This window comes from Streptomyces sp. NPDC002817, from assembly GCF_053592055.1.
The window spans coordinates 113,027-131,022 of sequence record NZ_JBSFUY010000006.1; the positions used below are offsets into that span (position 1 = coordinate 113,027).

The following is a 17,996-nucleotide window of genomic DNA, read 5'->3' on the forward strand; positions in this document are numbered from 1 at the left end:
CGACCGGGCAACGTTCTGTGATAGTTGGTCTTCCACGCGGTTCAACGGGGAGGAGACGCGGGGGTGGTGGAGTTCCGGGGGCGACGGCCCGGTTCCGGAGACGGAGAAGAGGCGGTCTTCGACCTCGAGGCGGAGACGGGGGAACGCGCCCGGTTCGAGCTGCCTCCCTTCCGGGTGCGGCGCTACCGCAGGATGCCCGGCCGGCATCCGGTCATGGTGCAGGAGGCGATAGGGCCCGACGCCGAGCGGCAGATGCGCCGCCACGCCGAACTCTCCGGCAGCGTGGTCGACTTCCACGGCCCGCAGGTGCCCCGCCAGCTCGCCCACGTCCTCGCCTACGACCACTCCGAGCGCCCCCACAAGCTGATCCTCGACTGCCGCGGCGAACGCCTGGCCGACTTCGCCTCCCCGGACCGGCTGCACGGACCGAGGCTGCGCACCGTCGTGCAGGACCTGTTCGAGGCCGTCGCCGCGCTGCACAAGGCGCGGCTCGTGCACGGCCGGATCAGCCCCGAACACCTGTGGTGGGACGAGGCCGAGGGACTCCAACTCGCCGGACTGGAGGGCGCGGTGTACGCCACCGAGCCACTGCCCGACCGGCCGGTGACCGACTGGGACGCGCCCGGCTTCCGGCCCGGTGTGCTCGCCGCCGCCGACCAGGACGTACTCAGTGCCGCGCTGGTGGCGTTCTGGATGGCCACCGGCGAGACCCTGCCGCGCGGCATTTCGAACCCCCGCGTCCACAACCTCGTCGCGCAGGGCCACGAGGACTGGCTCCAGGACCTGCTCCGCTCGGCGTTCCCGCTGGGCTCCACGGTGACCCCGCCCGCCCGCGAGCTGGCCCGCCGGCTGGCCGAAGGCGACGCCCCGCAAGGACTGCTGGAGCGGCCGCTCGCGGAGCGGGAGCGAGCGCGCGAGGCCCACGCCCGCGAGGAGTTCCGCGCCCTGCGCGCCCGGCAGGGGGCCGGCGCCGGGAACCTGCGGGCCAAGCGGCACAGCACCGCCACCGCAGGGCCACCGGCGTGGTGGCGCCGGGTGGGACAGCGGCTGCGGATCCTGCCGGACCGCCCGCTCCTCGCCCTCGGCGCCGTCGAATGCCCGATGTGCCTGAGAGCGCTGAACTGGGACACGGCCGAGCGGGTGGTCCTCGACGCGTCCGGCGAGATGGTGCCCGAGCGGGATCTGCCCGTCCACTCGGAGGCCGAGCGCAACGCCCAGCTCGCCCGCACCTATGTGGTCTGCCCGGGCAACGACGACGTACCGCAGCACGAACTCCCGGACCGCTACCCGATGTTCGGCACCGAGCCGGTACGCATCGGGCTGGTCGGCGCCTCCTCCACCGGCAAGTCCCACCTGCTCGCCGCCATCATCGACCAGGCCCGCAAGACCACCGTCATGCGGCGGTACGGGCTGCGGGTCGAGGCCCTGGACCCCCAGCGCTACCACCACTACCTCAACGAGGTCGTCGCGCCCTTCATCGACCGCCGCGAGGAACTCCGGGCCACCGCCGACCGGCCCGAACTGCGCTACGCCACCGGCCTCGTCGTCACCGACGAGCACTCCGGCAGATCGCACAGCGTGATCTTCTTCGACGTGGCCGGCGGCCGGCTGGAACGCCCCGGCCGGGAGGCGGACTTCCTCAACCGGCTCAGCGCCCTGCTGTGCGTCGTCGATCCCACCCGCGTCCCCGGACTGACCTCGCACGGCGGGGCGACCGGTCGCGACCCGGCGTTCGAGCACGTCCGCCAGCGGCTGCGCCAGCAGGCCGACCCGGCCGTCCCCTTCCTGCCGGTGCCGTGCGCGCTGGCCGTGACCAAGAGCGATCTGCTGCGCTTTCGCGGATACAAGGAGATCGACGACTGGCTGCACGAGAAGCCGGACGCCGAAGGCGACCTGAGCACCGTCCAGCAGGAGAGCGAGGACGTGTACGCCTTCCTCGCCGCCCGCGGGGGCGGCGACTGGCTGCAACTCGCCGGCGAATGCCTGGGCTCCACCCTGCACCTCGCCTCCGCCACCGGCACCGGACCCCGCGAGCAGGGCGACCGGGCGGCCGCGCGCCGCTTCGACGAGACGCTGTTCCGCCAACACCGGGTGCTACGACCGCTGTTGGCGCTGTTCGCGATGAAGGGCGTCATGACCGGACCGGCCGCGGACGCCCTGCTGCGCGGAGGGGGCCACGGCACATGAGCCCGCCCCCGCACGGCGGTCCGCGCGCCGACATCACCGTCTACCGCTGGTCCGAGCGCTCCCTGACCGGACGCGGCGACGTCGGCCCGGTCACCACCTCCCTCGACCGCGAAGCGCTGCTGCGCTGGAACAGCCGTATAGAGAACATGGTGTGGGCCACCCAGGAGCACCCCGGGGACACCGCTCCCGGCTTCGTCTACCTGCGCTACGGCCCCGAGGCGGCCGTCCTGCGCAAGCTCCCGGTGCGCGACCCGCACGGCCGCGCCGGCTCCACCCTCACCCATGTCCTGACCGGCCCGGCCGCCGGGATCGACCTCCACCTCGCGCTCGCCGCGTGCCGCAGCGACTGGGACGACTGGCTGCCCCCGCAGGTCCGCCAGGACGCCCTCCTCGACGGGAAGGCACCGCGGGAGAACGCCTCGGAACCACCGCAGCGCGTCCCCCTGGACCTGGTCCGTCGGCTGCTCCTGGAGGAGAAGCGGCTCCTCGACGCCCTCGACACGGCCGCCGCCGAGCTCTCCGACGAGTTCCTCCTCCGGCTCGCCGAGGCGCTGATGGAGGAGCCCGGAGCGCCCCTGACCGTGCTCGGCTCGCCCGTGGACGGCGAGGTCGTCATCCACGTCCTGGCCGGGCTGCTGGGCCGGGTCGTCGCCGGCAGCTGGAGCTTCGCCACCCGCGAGGAGAACGACGGGGCCAAGGACCTGCCCCAGTTCGTCTTCGTACGACGTGACAGCGCCGGCACGCTCCAGTCGGCGCGGCGCCGCATCGACGCCGAAGCCGCCGCGGGACCCGGCGGCCCCTTGCGCGACCAGGCCGCGCGGCTGGTCGCCTTCCACCGGCGGCGCGGCGCGGACGCGCTGACCCGGCTGGCGCCCGCGCAGCCGCTGGGTACCTCCGCGCAGATCCTCGACTGGGCGGCCGGACACCAGGTGGCCCCCGGACTGATGAGCGACGTCACGAGTCTGCTGGAGGCCGCCCCGCGCGGCGACCTGTCGCAGAAGGAGGACGCGTATCTGCGCAGCCCGACCTCACTGCCGCGGGTGCAGCTGGAACTGGACCGCCTGACCGACGGTCAGCTGGCCCATCTGGTGGCCCTGTGGCGGAAGGACACCCTCGAAGCCGGGTCCTACCGGCACCTGAGGCCGGAGATCCACACCTGGGCACTGCACCGCTGCCTCGACGCGGCCGCCCACGGCGGCGCCCCCGACCTGGTGCGCGAGCTAGCCGTGCGGCCGCCCGAGGACCAGGTGGTGCTGCGCGTGCTGAACGAACGGATGGAGCGCGCCGCGCACCGGCGCGCCAGCTTCGACGTGCTGCCCCTGCTGCGGACCGCCCAGGAGATCGGTGTCTCCCGGACGGCGCTGGACGACCTGATGAGGGTGATGGTGGAGCGCTTCGCGATGGCCGACCTGCTCAGCGAGGTCGACCGGATCAGCCGGATCGCACCGGACCAGGCCCGCACCCTGCTGGAGAACTGCACCCGGCGCCGCGACTCCGGCCGGGAACGCCGCGACCCCTTCGACGTGCTGCGCCGCACGGGGTTCCTCGCCGAGGCGGTGGACCGGATGGCGCCCCAGAGCCCCTGGCGGGCGGTACATCTGTACCGGCTCCTTCTGCTGTGCACGGTGGGCGAGTCGGTGGGCCAGCGCGAGGTGCTGGACGTCCTGGACGCGGCGGGCCGCACGCCGTCGCCGTATCTGCTCCAGGCGCTGGCGGACAGCTGCCGCCGGGGCAAGGCCCAGGACACCGTCTTCGCCGCCGTCGTCCAGCAGTACTTCCGGGAGCATCTGCCCGCCCGGCCCGACGACGGGCACGGCCGCGATTCGTCCCGCCGCGACCCCTGGTACTGAGGAGAGGTTTTGGCCAGCAGGAAACCCGCCCGGCACCAGTCCGTGCCCCCCGTCCCGGAGTCCTTGCCCGATGCTCCCGCTCCGGAGCCCGCGCCGCCGGCCCCCGAGCCCGCGGACTCGTTACGGACGGCCGCCGACCGACTGGCGGAGCTGGCCGACGAGTGCCCCGAGGGCAGCACGGGGCGCACCGTACTGACCTGGATCGCCGACGACGCCCGGGCCGGCGGGCGCGCCCTGTCCGGCGTCAACCTGCTGCACGCCTATCCACCCGACACACTGGTGCCGGACGAGCCGTCGAGCAGCAGCGGGCGGATAGCCGTCGTGTCCACGTTCCGGGACGTGGCGGTCTTCCTGCCGATCGTGCTGACGTGGCTGTCCCTGTGGTTCGCGTTCCGGGACTTCGAGGACGCGCCGAAGGGCACCAACTTCCTGACGCTGTGGTCCTCGGGGCTCGGCGGTACCGCGGTACTGCTCGTCGTCCTGCTCATCGGCGGGGTGGTCCTCGCGACCCTGTGGCTGCAACGCCTCGAATGGGCCACCGAGCGCGACGCCTCCCGCGAACGGCTGCGCGGACAGGTCGCCGGGCAGCTGGCCCTCCTCACCATGGAGCTCGCCAAGTACGCGGTCCTGGAGGCGCAGGCCGTGCCCGCGGGCCAACTCGTCGGCATCGCACGGGACATCACCCGCAGCACCGCCGAACTCTCCCGCACCATGGCGGACAGCGCCGACCGGATGGAGAGGATCTTCGAGCCCGGCCCGGAGAGCAGGTTCGTCACCGCGATCGACAAGTGGACCGAGTCGGCGGGCGAGTTGGGCGCGATGGGCCGCTCCCTGACCGTGCCGCACCAGCTGTTGCGCGACTTCGCCCGGATGCGCGAGGAGCTGCGCGCCGACGAGACGGCGACCCGGGAGTCCCTCACCCGGCTGCTCGCCGAACTGCGCAAGGCGGCCGGCAGCTCCCAGGAGGCCAACCGGGTGCACGCCACGGTCGCCGACGAGGTCTCGGAGACCACCCGCAAGGTCGGCGTGGCCATGCAGCTCCTGAGCGACAACAGCGAGCGGATGTACTCCTACATGGACGCCCTGGAACGGGTGCTCGCCCTGCTCCAGAACGACCGGCCGGTCGGCTATGGCCCGCTGCCGATGTCGAACTCCGACGGCATGGCGAACGGCTCCCACAACGGAGGACGGGGGAACGGCCATGGCGGCGGCGCGCAGCCCCCGTCCGAGACCCCCCGGCCGGACGGCGGGGCCGGGACACCGCCGCCCCGCCGCCCCGGTGACGACTGGTACGGGCAGGACCAGGGATGAGGAGGCGCCCGACGGGCACCGGCGTCGCCCCGCGCCACCTCGCGGGCTGGCTCTTCGCGGACCTGTTCCTGGTGCTGTTCCTCGTCGTGCTCGGCATGGTGGCGTCGGACGGCACGGACGAGGCGTCGGGCACCGGCAAGAAGCCGAAGCCGTCCGCGTCACCCTCGGCCGCCTCGCCGTCCCCCTCCCGAACCGCCAAGGGCCCACTCGGACTCGACCCCCAGCGGCACACCTTCACCGTGTCCCTTTCCTCCGGGGCGACCGGGCGCGCCTCCGGCAGGGGCACCCTGAACGCGGCCGACCGCAAGAAGGTCGTCGCGGCCCTGGACAAGGAGATCCGCAAGAGCGCCGACGGCCGCCGCATCGGCATGGTCATCACCTTCGGAGTGGCCCCGCAGGCCCAGCTGGGGGCGGCGACGGACCTCGCGGAGGACGTGAACCGCATCCTCAAGTCAGGGCGCCCGCAGGCGTTCTGCGGGGGGAACGTCGGTACGCGGCCGTTCTGGTCCGGGGGTTCGGCGGACCGGGTGGAGATCGAGCTGTACTACATCAACGCGTGCGAGGGTCAGGGGTAGTCAGGACCTCCGTGCGCAACGGAAACCCGTGTGCCCACTGGAGCTGTCAGGGGTGTTGGCGCTGCGCGCGGCCACCCGGTAGCGGTTGCAGTAGGACTTGTGGCACATGTACGAGCCACCGCGGATGACCCGGGCGGCGTGTTCACGGCTCCACCGGTCGGCGCACCATTCCCATACGTTGCCGGACACGTTGTGGAGCCCGAACCCGTTCGGTTCGAAGGCGTCCACCGGAGCCGTGCCGCGATATCCGTCGGCGGCGGTGTTCCTGGTGGGGAAGGCGCCCCGCCAGATGTTGCAGCGGTACGTGCCGTCGGGGTCGAGTTCGTCGCCCCAGGGATACCGCTTCTGCTCCAGACCGCCGCGGGCCGCGTACTCCCATTCCGCCTCCGTGGGCAGCCGCTTGCCCGCCCAGGCCGCGTAGGACGCCGCGTCGTGCCACGACACATGGACGACCGGATGGTCCGCCCGGTCCTCGACCGAACTGCCGGGCCCCTCAGGCCGGTTCCAGAGCGCTCCCTCGACCCCGCACCACCAGGGCGTGTCCTCGGGTCGCGGGGCGCCGCGGCGGAGCGTGGCGGGCAGGAAGCCGGCGAAGACGTACGACCATCCCAGGCGCTCGGCATCGGTGGCGTACCCGGTGTCGGCGACGAACCCGGCGTACTGCTCATTGGTCACCGCGCACGCGTCGATCCGGAAGGGTTCGACCCGCACCGCCCGCACCGGACCCTCCCCGTCGGCGGGGAACCCCTCCGCGTCCTGCGCGCCCATCAGGAACTCGCCACCGGGCAGCGCCACCATGCCATCGTCCGGACCCCGGGGAGCCCGTGACGGCGGTACGACCCGCGGCTCCTCGCTCGGGCCGCCTCCCGACGGCATGCAGCAGCGGGCGGGTGACGGCGACTCGTGCATGGCGCGAGGCTAGGCGACGTTCCTGTGCGGCCGGTCAGCCGAGCCGGGGGATCTCGATGGCGGGGCAGCGGTCCATGACCATCTCCAGACCGGCGGCCCGGGTGCGCTCGTAGGCGGCCTCGTCGATCACTCCGAGCTGGTACCAGACGGCCCCGGCGCCCTTCGCGACGGCCTCGTCGGCGACGGCACCGGCGAGGTCGCTGTTGACGAACACGTCCACGACGTCGACGTCGAAGGGGATCGCCTCCAGCGAGGGGTAGCCCTGCTCGCCGTGGACCGTCTCCGCCTTGGGATGCACAGGCACGATGCGCTTGCCGTACCGCTGCAGCACGTCCGCGACGCCGTAGGCCGCGCGCCGCTGGTTCGACGACAGGCCCACGATCGCCCAGGTGTCGCCGCTCTCGGTGAGGATCTTGCGGATCGTTGCTGGGTCGCCGTACACGCTCGGCCTCCTCGGAAGTCCTGCCAGGGCTGATGTGCGCGACAACAGCGGACGCGGCTCGTCGATTCCCGCAGAGCGCCGGACCGGTCTCCCTCCGGTCCGGCACAGCCGTTCGAAAAGGGTACGCACCGCCGTGATAGCTTGCCGAGGCCAGTCGAACCCATGGACGTGGGTCAGGGAATCCGGTGCGAATCCGGAGCTGACGCGCAGCGGTGAGGGTGACGGGCGGGGCCTTTCGCCACTGGATGTCGTACGACGTCCGGGAAGGCGCCCCGGCCCGGCGGAACCCGAGTCCGAAGACCTGCTGGCGGCCCCCGCGGCCGACCTGCGGCGGGGGAGCACCGTACGACCGGGCTCCGCGTTCGAGCCCTCGACGACTGAGGACCGACTCCCGTGCCGCACGCGCGTTCTGCCACCCTGCTCGTGGCAGGAACCCTGCTCCTGACCGCCTGCTCCGACGCCGACTCGACCGATGCCAAGCCCGCCGTCACCCTGAAGAACTGCGGCCACACCGTCAGCGTCGCTTCGCCCCCGAAGCGGGCCGTCTCCCTCAACCAGGGCACCACCGAGATCATGCTCTCCCTCGGTCTCGCCGACCGCATGGCGGGCACGGCGACCTGGACCGACCCCGTGCTGAAGGGACTGGAGAAGGCCAACGCGAAGGTGGCGCGGATCGCCGACAACGCCCCTTCCTACGAGCGGGTCCTGGAGGCCGAACCCGACTTCGTCGCCGCCTCCTTCGTCTCCACCCTCGGCAAGGGCGGCGTCGCCACCCGCGAACAGTTCGACAAGCTCGGCGTCCCCACCTACGTCTCCCCGTCCGACTGCGCAGGCAAGGACAACGACAGCGGCGGCGACGGGTCGCGGAGCAAGGCTCTCGGCATCGACGCCGTCTACGGCGAAGTCCGGGACCTGGCCAAGGTGTTCGGGGTCGAGGAACGCGGCGAGAAGCTGGTCGCCTCGCTCAAGGAACGGATGCGGAAGGCCACTTCGGGCCTCGACGCCTCGGACGTGACCCTCCTGTACTGGTTCGCCAACTCCGAGTCGCCCTACATGGCGGGCTGTTGCGGCGCACCCGGCATTATCACCCGGACCCTGGGCGCGAAGAACGTCTTCGACGACACGCACGAGGAGTGGCCCCAGATCAACTGGGAGACCGTCGCCGACCGTGACCCCGACGTCCTCGTCATCGGCGACCTCACCCGCAAGTCCCAGACCGCCGAGTCGGCCGACAGGAAGATCGCGTTCCTGGAGTCGAACCCGGTCACCAGGAACATGGCCGCCGTCAGGCACAAGCGGTACGTGCTGCTCAGCGGACAGGCCATGAACCCGACCATCCGCACCATCGAGGGCGTGGAGAAGGTCGCGGCCGGACTCCGCGAGTCCGGGCTCGCCAAGTGACCGCACGGCCTCTTGCCCTCGGGGTGGCGGGGGCCTTCCTGCTGGTCGCCTCCGTCGCCGTGGCGATCACCATCGGCCCGGCGGACATCCGGGTCCAGGACGTGTGGTCCACCGTCATCGCCCATCTCGGCGTCGGCACCTCGGAGTTGACGCCCATCCGGGACGGCATCGTCTGGCAGCTCCGGCTGCCCCGCACCCTCCTCGCGGCGGTGTGCGGGGCCGGACTCGCCGTGTGCGGTGCGGTGATGCAGTCGCTGCTGCGCAACCCGCTCGCCGACCCGTTCGTCCTCGGCGTGTCCTCGGGCGCCTCGACGGGGGCCGTCGCGGTGGTCGTCCTCGGTGTCGGCGCGGGCGCGGTGTCCGTGCCGACGGGGGCGTTCGTGGGCGCCCTGGTCTCCTTCGCGCTGGTGCTGTTCCTCAGCCACACCCTCGGCGGCAGCACCGACCGGGTCGTCCTGGCCGGCGTCGCCGCCATGCAGCTCTTCTCCGCGCTGACCTCGTTCATCGTGCTGACCGCGGCCGACGCCGAGACCACCCGGGGCGTCCTCTTCTGGCTCCTCGGCTCGCTCAGCGGCGCGGGCTGGACCGACGTATGGGTGTGCGCGGCCGTGCTCGCCCTCGCACTGGGGGTGTGTCTGACGTACGCCCGTACCCTCGACGCCTTCGCCTTCGGCCAGGACGCGGCGGCCGCGCTCGGGGTGGCCGTCGCGCGGACGAGGCTGGTCCTCCTGTGCGTCACGGCCCTGCTCACGGCCGTGCTGGTCAGCTCCGCCGGGGCGATCGGCTTCGTCGGCCTCGTCCTGCCGCACGCCGTGCGCGCCCTCGTCGGCGCGGGCCACGCCCGGCTGCTGCCGCTGTCCGCGCTGGCCGGGGCGGTGTTCCTGGTGTGGGTGGACACCCTGGCCCGCACCGCGCTCGACCCGCAGGAGGTGCCGGTGGGTGTGGTGACGTCACTGATCGGAGTGCCGGCGTTCGTGGCGGTGCTCTACCGGACGAGGAAGGTGCGATGAGCCTGCGCGCGGACCGTGTCGGCCGTACGACCGACGGCCATCTCATCCTCGACGGCGTCACCCTCGCCCCCGAACCGTGCTCCGTCGTCGGGCTGTTGGGCCCCAACGGCTCCGGCAAGTCCACCCTGCTGCGGCTGCTCGCGGGGTTGCTTGCACCGACGGCAGGGGTGGTGACCCTGGACGGCGCTCTCCTGTCCGGCCTGCCCCGGCGCGAGGTCGCCCGACGACTCGCCGTGGTCGAACAACAGGCGGACACCCAGGTCGAGTTGACAGTCCTCGACGTCGTACGACTGGGTCGCGTCCCGCATCGCCGCGCCTGGACGCCTGCGACCGAGCAGGACGAGAAGGCCGTACGCGCGGCCCTGGAACGCACCGGCCTCACCGAACGCGTCCACCAGCCCTGGCACACCCTGTCCGGCGGCGAACGCCAGCGGGTGCAGATCGCCCGTGCCCTCGCCCAGGAACCCCGCGAACTCCTCCTCGACGAACCCACCAACCACCTCGACATCCACCACCAGCTGGACCTGCTGGACCTGGTCGCCGGGCTCCCCGTCACCACCGTCGTCGCCCTGCACGACCTCAACCTCGCGGCGATGTACTGCGACCACGTCGTCGTCCTGCACGCCGGCCGCGTGCACTCCCGCGGTGCGCCCGGGGACGTGCTGACGGAGGAGCTCATCGCCGAGGTGTACGGCGTGCGGGCGGCCGTGAGCAGGGAGGGAGCGGACGGACGGCCGCACGTACGGTTCCTGGGGACGCTGCTCTGAACGCCTGTTCGGCCGACCGGTCGCGAGGTACCGTGCGGGCAGTCCGCACACAGGGGGTGGCCGATGTCCGGACACGTCACGCGTGCCGTGCCTGCCGTCGGACTCCGCCACCCTGACCGGAATCCGGGCCACCTGCCTGCGCACGACCCCGACCCCGCCTACGCTCACCACGTGCTGCACATCATCGACGCCCGAACCGGCGCCCCCGTCCCTGCCCGCCGTGGCCCGACCCGCGTCGAGGCACATGTGCCGGGCTACGACGGCACCGCCCTGCGCGTGCTGCTCGTCGCCGACGTCCTCGCACGCGCCCTGGAGATCGGCGGCACACCCGTCTGGTCACTGCTCAGCACCGAACAGGACCGGGCGGAACTGCGGGCGGGTGCGGCGGCCCTCGGCATCCGGCCCTTCGAGGACGGCCGGGACAGCGGCCCGGGGACGGGCGGGTCCCAGGTCATCCACGTGGTCGGCGAGGGCGGGGCGACACCCGACGGGGTGCGGGTCACCGTCGCGCCGGTCGCGGGTGCCCCGGAAGGAGCCGACCCCGGTGTGCTCCGTCTCGCGTTCCTGTCCAGCCGCCACGGCCTGCCCGTACGCCTCGACGCGGCCGCCGTGTCGGAGGCCCACGACACGCTCGCACGCTGGCGCCGAGCCGTCGCCGCATGGGCGCGCAAACCGTCGAAGCCCGTCCCCGAGGACGTGCGCGGAGAGCTGTGTACCGCCTGGGAGGACGATCTGGACGTCCCCGGGGTGCTGCGCGTCCTGCACCGGGTCGAGACCTCCGACCTCCCGGAGGGCGCCCGCTTCGAGACGTACGCCTACGCCGACCGGCTCCTCGGCCTGGAACTGACCCGCGACCTGGGGACCTTCGCGTGATCGCGCGTGCCGGAGCGGGCCCGCTGCGCCGCCTGGTCGTGCTGCGGCACGCCAAGTCCGCCTGGCCCGAGGGCGTCCCCGACCACCAGCGCCCCCTGGCCCCGCGCGGCCGCCGGGACGCACCCGCCGCGGGCCGCGCGGTCGTCGAGGCCGACTTCCTGCCCGACCTCGCGCTGTGCTCCACCGCCGTCCGCGCCCGTCAGACCTGGGACCTCGCCTCCGGCCAGTGGGGCACTCCGCCGCCGGTCCGGCACGACGGGCGCCTCTACGGTGCCGACGTGGCCGAACTCCTCGAGGTCGTGCACGAGGTGCCCGCCGAGGTCGAGACGCTGCTGCTGGTCGGCCACAACCCCGGTCTGGAGGAGCTCGTCGTCGATCTGGCGGGCGACGGCCTCGACGACACCCTGGAGCGGGTCCACGTGAAGTTCCCGACCGCGGCCATCGCCGTGCTGACCTGGCGCGGCACCGGGTGGGAGGCCCTGCTCCCCGGCACGGCACTGCTGACCGCGATGACGGTGGCGAGGGGCAAGAAGGAGTGACCGAGGCCAAGCGGTACGTCTTCCTCGACCCCGACGGCACCGGAACCGATCAGGGCTGGATGTTCGTGGTCGTCGCGGCGCCGACCGGCGTGGTCCATGGAGCCCAGGGCGGGGGTTACGCCTGTGCCCTACGAGCAGGAGGGCTATCTGCTCCCTGTGTTCGGGCGGGACCTCGACGACGAGCTGAAGCAGATCTTCGTGCGGGGACTGAAGGGATGGGGTTCGCGCGGCCTGGACTGGCCGGAGGAGCTCCTGGCCCGGCTCAGGAAGGCGGTCGCCGTCCGCCTCCACGGCTCCGCCAACCGCGACGACACCTGGCCCAGCACCCTCGTCCTGGACGAGTCCCGCCTCGCCGAGGCCGACGAGGCGTGGGTCCCGGTGCTCACCCCCGACGGACCCGGCTTCCTGGTCCGGGAGAACTCCGACTAGCCGACGTGCACCCGGGGCCGTCGCTCCGGGTCCGGCTCGGCCCGCCGCAGCACCACCTCGGGGGTGGCGTGCGGCCCCGGGTGCCGGGCCGTCTGCTCGCTCAGCCCTTCCCGCAGCCACTCCCGGCAACGGGCCCTGGCATCGCCCTCCGAGCCCTCCGCCTGCGTGCCGGTCATGCGGTGACCTCCCTGCGGCGCGATCTTCACCACATCGTCGCCCGCACCTCCGGGTCGGGCGAGCCGAGACGGTCCGCATAGGGTGGCCGGATGCCGGACGAGTACCGCACAGTCGCCCACGCGGGCGTGCACGAGACCGAGGTCAACCGCTCCCGCTTCCTGTGCGCCCTCGCCCCCGCGGCCACGGAGCAGGAGGCCCAGGACTTCATCGCGTCCGTCCGCAAGGAGCACGCCGACGCCACCCACAACTGCTTCGCCTACGTCATCGGCGCCGACGCCGCGATCCAGAAGGCGAGCGACGACGGCGAACCCGGCGGCACCGCGGGCGTCCCCATGCTCCAGATGCTGCTGCGCCGCGACATGCGGTACGCCGTCGCCGTCGTCACCCGCTACTACGGCGGCGTCAAGCTCGGCGCGGGCGGCCTCATCCGCGCGTACGGCGGAGCGGTCGGCGAAGCCCTGGACGTCCTCGGCACGATCACCCGCCGCCGCTTCCGCCTCGCCAAGGTCACCGTCGACCACCAGCGCGCCGGCAAGCTCCAGAACGACCTCCGCTCGACCGGCCGCGAGGTCCGTGACGTCCGGTACGGCGAGGCGGTCACGATCGAGATCGGGCTGCCGGACGCCCATGTGCCGGCCTTCGAGGCGTGGCTCGCGGACGTGACCGCCGGGACGGCCGGGTTCGAACTGGGTGGAGAGGCTTATGGCGATGCCTGAAAGGCCGGTAACCGCCCGTGATGTCAGACCCGGCCGTTAGTCTCGGGGATCATGCGACTGCTGCACACTTCCGACTGGCATCTCGGCCGGGCGTTCCACCGGGTCAACATGCTCGGGGCGCAGGCCGAGTTCATCGGCCATCTCGTCACCACCGTGCGTGAGCACGGCGTGGACGCCGTGGTCGTGTCGGGAGACGTGTACGACCGGGCGGTGCCGCCGCTCGCCGCGGTCGAGCTGTTCGACGACGCCCTGCACCGGCTGGCCGGCCTCGGTGTGCCCACGGTGATGATCTCCGGGAACCACGACTCCGCCCGTCGACTGGGCGTGGGAGCCGGCCTCATCGACCGCGCCGGCATCCATCTGCGGACCGAGCCCGCGGCGTGCGGGACACCGGTGGTCCTGGCGGACGCCTTCGGTGACGTGGCCTTCTACGGGCTGCCGTATCTGGAACCCGCCCTGGTGAAGGACCAGTTCGGCGTGGAGAAGGCCGGTCACGAGGCGGTGCTCGCCGCCGCCATGGACCGTGTCCGCGCCGACCTCGCCGCACGCGCGCGTGGACAGAAGAAGCCGCGGTCCGTCGTCCTCGCGCACGCCTTCGTCACCGGCGGCGAGGCCAGCGACAGCGAGCGGGACATCACGGTCGGCGGAGTGGCCGCCGTACCGGCAGGGGTCTTCGACGGCGTCGACTACGCGGCGCTGGGACATCTGCACGGCTGCCAGACCATCACCGAGCGCGTGCGCTACTCCGGCTCCCCGCTGCCGTACTCCTTCTCGGAGGCCGACCACCGCAAGAGCATGTGGCTGATCGACCTGGACGCCGAGGGCGCGGTGAGCGCCGAGCGCATCGACTGCCCGGTGCCCCGCGCGCTGGCCCGCATCCGCGGAACGCTGGAGGACCTGCTCGCCGACCCGAAACTCACGCGCCACGAGGAGGCGTGGGTCGAGGCGACCCTCACCGACGCGGTGCGCCCCGCCGACCCCATGGCCCGGCTTACCGAGCGCTTCCCGCACACCCTCAGCCTCGCCTTCGACCCCGAGCGGGCCCCGGACGACCCCGACGTGTCCTACGCCCAGCGGCTCGCGGACCGCAGCGACCAGGAGATCGCCGAGGACTTCGTCGCCCATGTGCGCGGCGCGGGGCCCGACGAACACGAACAGAGTGTGCTGCGGGACGCGTTCGACGCGGTCCGGGCGGACGAGGCGGTACGGGAGGTGGCGCGGTGACGCCGCGCGCGACGCAGACAGGGGAGGGCGCCCGGTGAGGCTGCACCGTCTGGACATCACCGCGTTCGGGCCTTTCGGCGACTCCCAGAGCGTCGACTTCGACGCACTGTCGACCGCCGGTCTCTTCCTTCTGCACGGACCGACCGGCGCGGGCAAGACCTCCGTCCTCGACGCCGTCTGCTACGCGCTCTACGGCTCCGTGCCGGGCGCCCGCCAGTCCGGCCAGGGCATGACCCTGCGCAGCGACCACGCCGCTGCCGCGACCCGCACCGAGGTCCGCCTCGCACTGACCGTCGCCGAACGCAGGTTGGAGATCACCCGCCAGCCGCCGTGGGCACGCCCCAAGAAGCGCGGTTCGGGCAGCACCCTGGACAAGGCCCAGAGCTGGCTGCGCGAGTACGACGCCCGGTCAGGCACCTGGAAGGACCTCAGCCGCTCCCACCAGGAGATCGGCGAGGAGATCACCCAGCTGCTCGGCATGAGCCGCGAGCAGTTCTGCCAGGTCGTGCTGTTGCCCCAGGGCGACTTCGCCCGCTTCCTGCGCGCCGACGCCGAGGCGCGCGGCCGGCTGCTGGGCCGGCTCTTCGACACCCACCGCTTCGCCGAGGTCGAGAAGCGCCTCGCCGAACGCCGCCGCGCCACCGAGACCCAGGTACGCGACGGCGACACCGAACTCCTCGCCGACGCCCATCGCATGCAGCAGGCGGCCGGCGACGCCATGCGACTCCCCGACACCGCACCGGGTGAGCCGGGCCTCGCCGACGCCGTCATGGGCGCCGCCGCGATCGCCCGCAGCACCGCCCGTGAACAGCTGACCATCGCCCACAGCCGCCTCACGGCCGCCGAGTCCGCCCAGGCCGCCGCCGAACGCGCCCTGGCCGATGTACGCGAACTGGCGCGACTGCAACAGCGGTTCACACAGGCGCGGGACCGGGCCGCACTCATGGAGGAGCGCTCCGACGGCTACCGGCAGGCGCAGGCCCGCATGGAGCGGGCCCGCAAGGCGGAGGCCGTGGCACCCGCCCTGGAGCTGCGGGAGGCCGCCGACGCCGAGCACGGCAGAGCGGCGGTCGCACAGTCACGCGCGCGTGCCCTGCTGCCGGAGACCTTCGCGGGCGCCGGTGCGGCCGGGCTCGTGGCCGCCGCCCGCCGGGCCGCCGAGGAACTGGGCGGGCTGGAGTCGGCGCGGCGCGGCGAGCAGCGGCTGGCCGAACTCGTCGCCGAGCGGGCAGGGCTGGACCGTCAGGAGCGTGCGGACGAGGACGTTCGCCAGGAGGCGGAGGCGTGGCTCGCCGGGTGGGAGACGATCCGCGCCGGGCTTCAGTCCCGCATCGACTCCGCGCAGGAGGCCGCGACGCGGGCCGAGCAGCTCGGCGCGCAGCGCGAGCCCGCGCAGAAGCGGCTCAACGCCGCACGGATGCGGGACCAGTTGGCCGGCGACACGGACACGATCGCCGATCGGGTACGCCTCGCCCAGGAGGACGCGCTCGCGGCCAAGGCGCGCTGGCTCGACGTCAGGGAACAGCGTCTGAACGGCATCGCCGCCGAGCTCGCCGCGCAACTCGCGGACGGTGAACCCTGTGCCGTCTGCGGTTCGACCGACCACCCGGCCCCGGCCCGCAAGGACGCCGGGCACGTCGACCGGGAGGCCGAGGAGCGCGCGCTGGCCGCCTACCAGCAGGCGGACGAACGGCACGTCGAGCAGGAACGGCGCCTGGGCACCGTACGCGAGGCGCTGGCCGCCGCCACGGCGGAGGCGGGGGACACCCCCACCGGTCAACTCGCCTCGACATCGGAGGAGTTGGAGCGGCTGTACGCCCAGGCTCACCGGGACGCCTCGGACCTGCATCCCGCGCGCGAGGAGCTCCGCCGTGCCGGGGTCGAGCACGAGCAGCGGACCACCGCACGGCAGCAGGCCGAGGTCCGGGCGGCCTCGCGGGTGGGGCACCGGGAGCGGTTGGACCAGGAACGGGCCCTGCTGCAGGAGGAGTTGACCCAGGCGCGCGGGCCCGCCGACAGCGTGGCCGCGCGGGCCGCGCAGCTGGAGCGGCAGACCGCCCTGCTCACCGACGCCGCCGACGCCGCCCGCGCCGCCGAGGACACCGCCCAGCGGCTCAAGGACGCCGACGCCCGGCTCGCCGACGCCGCCTTCCGGGCCGGCTTCGACACACCGCAGGCCGCGGCCGACGCCCTCCTCGACGACGACGCCCACCGTGACCTCCAACGCCGGCTGGACGCCTGGCAGTCCGAGGAGTCCGCCGTGCGGGCCGTCCTCGCGGAACCCGAGACCGTGGACGCCGCCCGGCAACCGTCTGCCGACCTCGCGTCGGCGGAGCGGGACGCCTCCCTCGCGGCCCAGCGGGTGCGCGACGCCGCCTCCGCGCGCGACGCCGCCGCCCGGCGCTGCACCGACCTCGACCGGCTCTCCGCGCGCGCGACCGGCTCGGTGCGACGGCTCGCACCGCTGCGCGAGGAGTACGACCGCGTCGCCCGCCTCGCCTCGCTCGCCGCGGGCACCTCGGCGGACAACGAGCGCAAGATGCGCCTGGAGTCGTACGTCCTGGCGGCCCGCCTGGAGCAGGTCGCCGCCGCCGCGACCGTACGGCTGCTGCGGATGTCCTCCGGTCGCTACACCCTTGTCCACTCCGACGACCGGGCAGGGCGCGGCCGCAGCGGGCTCGGGCTGCATGTCGTCGACGCCTGGACCGGCCGTGAGCGGGACACCGCCACGCTGTCCGGCGGCGAGACGTTCTTCGCCTCGCTCGCCCTCGCCCTCGGGCTCGCGGACGTCGTCACCGACGAGGCCGGCGGGGTCCGCCTGGACACCCTCTTCATCGACGAGGGGTTCGGCAGCCTCGACGACCAGACCCTCGACGAGGTCCTCGACGTCCTCGACTCCCTGCGCGAACGTGACCGCAGCGTCGGCATCGTGAGCCATGTCGCGGACCTGCGGCGTCGCATCCACGCGCAGCTGGAGGTCGTGAAGGGGCGGGCCGGGTCGGCGCTGCGGCAGCGCGGCGCGGGGTGAGTCAGCGGCCCAGCGGGCGGCGGGGGAGCGGCGAGGAGTAGACGACGCTCGTGGTCACCGAGCCCAGCGAGCCGATCTTGCCCGACACCTCCTCCAGATGCCGCATCGAGCGGGCGGCGACCTTGATGACGAAGCAGTCGTCGCCCGTGACGTGGTGGGCCTCCAGGATCTCCGGCGTCACCTCGACGAGGTCGTGGAACGGCTTGTAGTTGCCGTTCGGGTACCGCAGCCGCACGAACGCCAGGATCGGCAGCCCCAGCCGGTCCGGGTCGACCACCGCGGAGTACCCCTGGATCACCCCCGCCTCCTCCAGCCGGCGCACCCGCTCGGTCACCGCGCTCGGGGACATGGAGACGGCACGGGCGAGCTCGGCGAAGCTGGCCCGGCCCTCCCGCTGGAGGACTTCGAGAATGCGCCAGTCGGTGGCGTCCGGGGAAAACGCGGTCATGACCGAGAGATAGCAGGGGATTCACCGGCCGATCAAGCCGAAGGCCGGGGATCGGCACTTCTGAATCATGATCAGCGGCCGTAGATTTCCGGTCGTGGAGCTACCCCACG

Annotated in this window: 17 protein-coding genes and 1 riboswitch; of the genes, 13 read left to right on the forward strand and 4 right to left on the reverse strand. The window is 73.2% G+C overall.

Annotated elements, in window-relative coordinates; translation table 11 throughout:
• Positions 1-63: 63 nt before the first annotated feature.
• The 4 genes from ACWD3I_RS14000 to ACWD3I_RS14015 are packed head-to-tail and all read left to right on the forward strand — an operon-like array spanning position 64 to position 5,923.
• Positions 64-2,187 (forward strand): hypothetical protein, encoded by a 2,124-nt coding sequence (locus tag ACWD3I_RS14000; protein ID WP_365407347.1) that lies wholly within the window; start codon positions 64-66, stop codon positions 2,185-2,187.
• Complete coding sequence (locus tag ACWD3I_RS14005; protein WP_365407350.1) at positions 2,184-4,037, forward strand: hypothetical protein; 1,854 nt, start codon at positions 2,184-2,186, stop codon at positions 4,035-4,037. Before ACWD3I_RS14000 ends, ACWD3I_RS14005 begins: the two co-directional genes overlap by 4 nt.
• A 9-nt stretch (positions 4,038-4,046) precedes the next feature.
• Entirely contained in the window at positions 4,047-5,348 is a 1,302-nt protein-coding gene (locus tag ACWD3I_RS14010; RefSeq protein WP_365407353.1) for a hypothetical protein, read from the forward strand.
• Positions 5,345-5,923, forward strand: a complete 579-nt coding sequence (locus tag ACWD3I_RS14015) for a hypothetical protein (RefSeq protein ID WP_365407356.1) — start codon at positions 5,345-5,347, stop codon at positions 5,921-5,923. The genes ACWD3I_RS14010 and ACWD3I_RS14015 overlap by 4 nt, the downstream gene beginning before the upstream one ends.
• Here the strand turns inward: ACWD3I_RS14015 and ACWD3I_RS14020 are convergent, their stop codons facing one another.
• On the reverse strand, positions 5,924-6,832 hold the full coding sequence (locus tag ACWD3I_RS14020; RefSeq protein WP_451084091.1) for a formylglycine-generating enzyme family protein: 909 nt from the start codon (positions 6,830-6,832) through the stop codon (positions 5,924-5,926). It abuts the gene before it with no gap.
• Between the two features lie 34 nt (positions 6,833-6,866).
• The gene (locus ACWD3I_RS14025; protein ID WP_365407359.1) at positions 6,867-7,274 is read right to left on the reverse strand and encodes a CoA-binding protein; all 408 of its coding nucleotides are present in this window, start codon (positions 7,272-7,274) and stop codon (positions 6,867-6,869) included.
• A gap of 149 nt (positions 7,275-7,423) precedes the next feature.
• A riboswitch (cobalamin riboswitch) is annotated at positions 7,424-7,583 on the forward strand.
• A gap of 84 nt (positions 7,584-7,667) precedes the next feature.
• Between ACWD3I_RS14025 and ACWD3I_RS14030 the strand changes: the two genes are divergently transcribed.
• The 6 genes from ACWD3I_RS14030 (at position 7,668) to ACWD3I_RS14055 (ending at position 12,293) form a co-directional block, all read left to right on the forward strand.
• Positions 7,668-8,675: an ABC transporter substrate-binding protein gene (locus ACWD3I_RS14030; RefSeq protein WP_365407362.1), complete on the forward strand. Its 1,008-nt coding sequence runs from the start codon at positions 7,668-7,670 to the stop codon at positions 8,673-8,675.
• Positions 8,672-9,685: a FecCD family ABC transporter permease gene (locus tag ACWD3I_RS14035; RefSeq protein ID WP_365407365.1), complete on the forward strand. Its 1,014-nt coding sequence runs from the start codon at positions 8,672-8,674 to the stop codon at positions 9,683-9,685. The genes ACWD3I_RS14030 and ACWD3I_RS14035 overlap by 4 nt, the downstream gene beginning before the upstream one ends.
• Positions 9,682-10,452 carry an ABC transporter ATP-binding protein gene (locus ACWD3I_RS14040; protein WP_365407368.1) on the forward strand — a complete coding sequence of 257 codons (771 nt, stop codon included), beginning with the start codon at positions 9,682-9,684 and terminating at the stop codon, positions 10,450-10,452. Before ACWD3I_RS14035 ends, ACWD3I_RS14040 begins: the two co-directional genes overlap by 4 nt.
• A gap of 171 nt (positions 10,453-10,623) precedes the next feature.
• Complete coding sequence (locus ACWD3I_RS14045) at positions 10,624-11,325, forward strand: hypothetical protein (protein ID WP_451084092.1); 702 nt, start codon at positions 10,624-10,626, stop codon at positions 11,323-11,325.
• On the forward strand, positions 11,322-11,864 hold the full coding sequence (locus ACWD3I_RS14050; RefSeq protein ID WP_365412767.1) for a SixA phosphatase family protein: 543 nt from the start codon (positions 11,322-11,324) through the stop codon (positions 11,862-11,864). Before ACWD3I_RS14045 ends, ACWD3I_RS14050 begins: the two co-directional genes overlap by 4 nt.
• Before the next feature lie 123 nt (positions 11,865-11,987).
• Complete coding sequence (locus ACWD3I_RS14055; RefSeq protein WP_365412769.1) at positions 11,988-12,293, forward strand: DUF6210 family protein; 306 nt, start codon at positions 11,988-11,990, stop codon at positions 12,291-12,293.
• Here ACWD3I_RS14055 and ACWD3I_RS14060 read toward each other — a convergent pair.
• Positions 12,290-12,469 (reverse strand): hypothetical protein, encoded by a 180-nt coding sequence (locus ACWD3I_RS14060; RefSeq protein ID WP_365412792.1) that lies wholly within the window; start codon positions 12,467-12,469, stop codon positions 12,290-12,292. The genes ACWD3I_RS14055 and ACWD3I_RS14060 overlap by 4 nt on opposite strands.
• A 90-nt stretch (positions 12,470-12,559) precedes the next feature.
• On the opposite strand from ACWD3I_RS14060, the gene ACWD3I_RS14065 reads away from it, so the two are divergent.
• Genes ACWD3I_RS14065 through ACWD3I_RS14075 form a run of 3 tightly spaced genes read left to right on the forward strand, consistent with a single transcriptional unit; the run spans position 12,560 to position 17,438 of the window.
• Positions 12,560-13,186, forward strand: a complete 627-nt coding sequence (locus ACWD3I_RS14065; protein WP_365412771.1) for a YigZ family protein — start codon at positions 12,560-12,562, stop codon at positions 13,184-13,186.
• Positions 13,187-13,237: 51 nt separating this feature from the next.
• Positions 13,238-14,410: an exonuclease SbcCD subunit D gene (locus tag ACWD3I_RS14070; protein WP_365412773.1), complete on the forward strand. Its 1,173-nt coding sequence runs from the start codon at positions 13,238-13,240 to the stop codon at positions 14,408-14,410.
• A 34-nt stretch (positions 14,411-14,444) separates the two neighbouring features.
• On the forward strand, positions 14,445-17,438 hold the full coding sequence (locus ACWD3I_RS14075; protein ID WP_365412775.1) for an SMC family ATPase: 2,994 nt from the start codon (positions 14,445-14,447) through the stop codon (positions 17,436-17,438).
• A 1-nt stretch (position 17,439) separates the two neighbouring features.
• On the opposite strand, the gene ACWD3I_RS14080 is transcribed toward ACWD3I_RS14075, so the two are convergent.
• Positions 17,440-17,886, reverse strand: a complete 447-nt coding sequence (locus ACWD3I_RS14080) for an Lrp/AsnC family transcriptional regulator (protein WP_266895434.1) — start codon at positions 17,884-17,886, stop codon at positions 17,440-17,442.
• Positions 17,887-17,996 lie beyond the last annotated feature (110 nt).

Bases quoted from the DNA above. Each gene is read 5' to 3' on its own strand.
- ACWD3I_RS14020 (WP_451084091.1), bottom strand. From the start codon at position 6,832: ATGCACGAGTCGCCGTCACCCGCCCGCTGCTGCATGCCGTCGGGAGGC.
- ACWD3I_RS14060 (WP_365412792.1), bottom strand. From the start codon at position 12,469: ATGACCGGCACGCAGGCGGAGGGCTCGGAGGGCGATGCCAGGGCCCGT.
- ACWD3I_RS14065 (WP_365412771.1), top strand. From the start codon at position 12,560: ATGCCGGACGAGTACCGCACAGTCGCCCACGCGGGCGTGCACGAGACC.
- ACWD3I_RS14005 (WP_365407350.1), top strand. From the start codon at position 2,184: ATGAGCCCGCCCCCGCACGGCGGTCCGCGCGCCGACATCACCGTCTAC.
- ACWD3I_RS14015 (WP_365407356.1), top strand. From the start codon at position 5,345: ATGAGGAGGCGCCCGACGGGCACCGGCGTCGCCCCGCGCCACCTCGCG.
- ACWD3I_RS14080 (WP_266895434.1), bottom strand. From the start codon at position 17,886: ATGACCGCGTTTTCCCCGGACGCCACCGACTGGCGCATTCTCGAAGTC.
- ACWD3I_RS14070 (WP_365412773.1), top strand. From the start codon at position 13,238: ATGCGACTGCTGCACACTTCCGACTGGCATCTCGGCCGGGCGTTCCAC.
- ACWD3I_RS14040 (WP_365407368.1), top strand. From the start codon at position 9,682: ATGAGCCTGCGCGCGGACCGTGTCGGCCGTACGACCGACGGCCATCTC.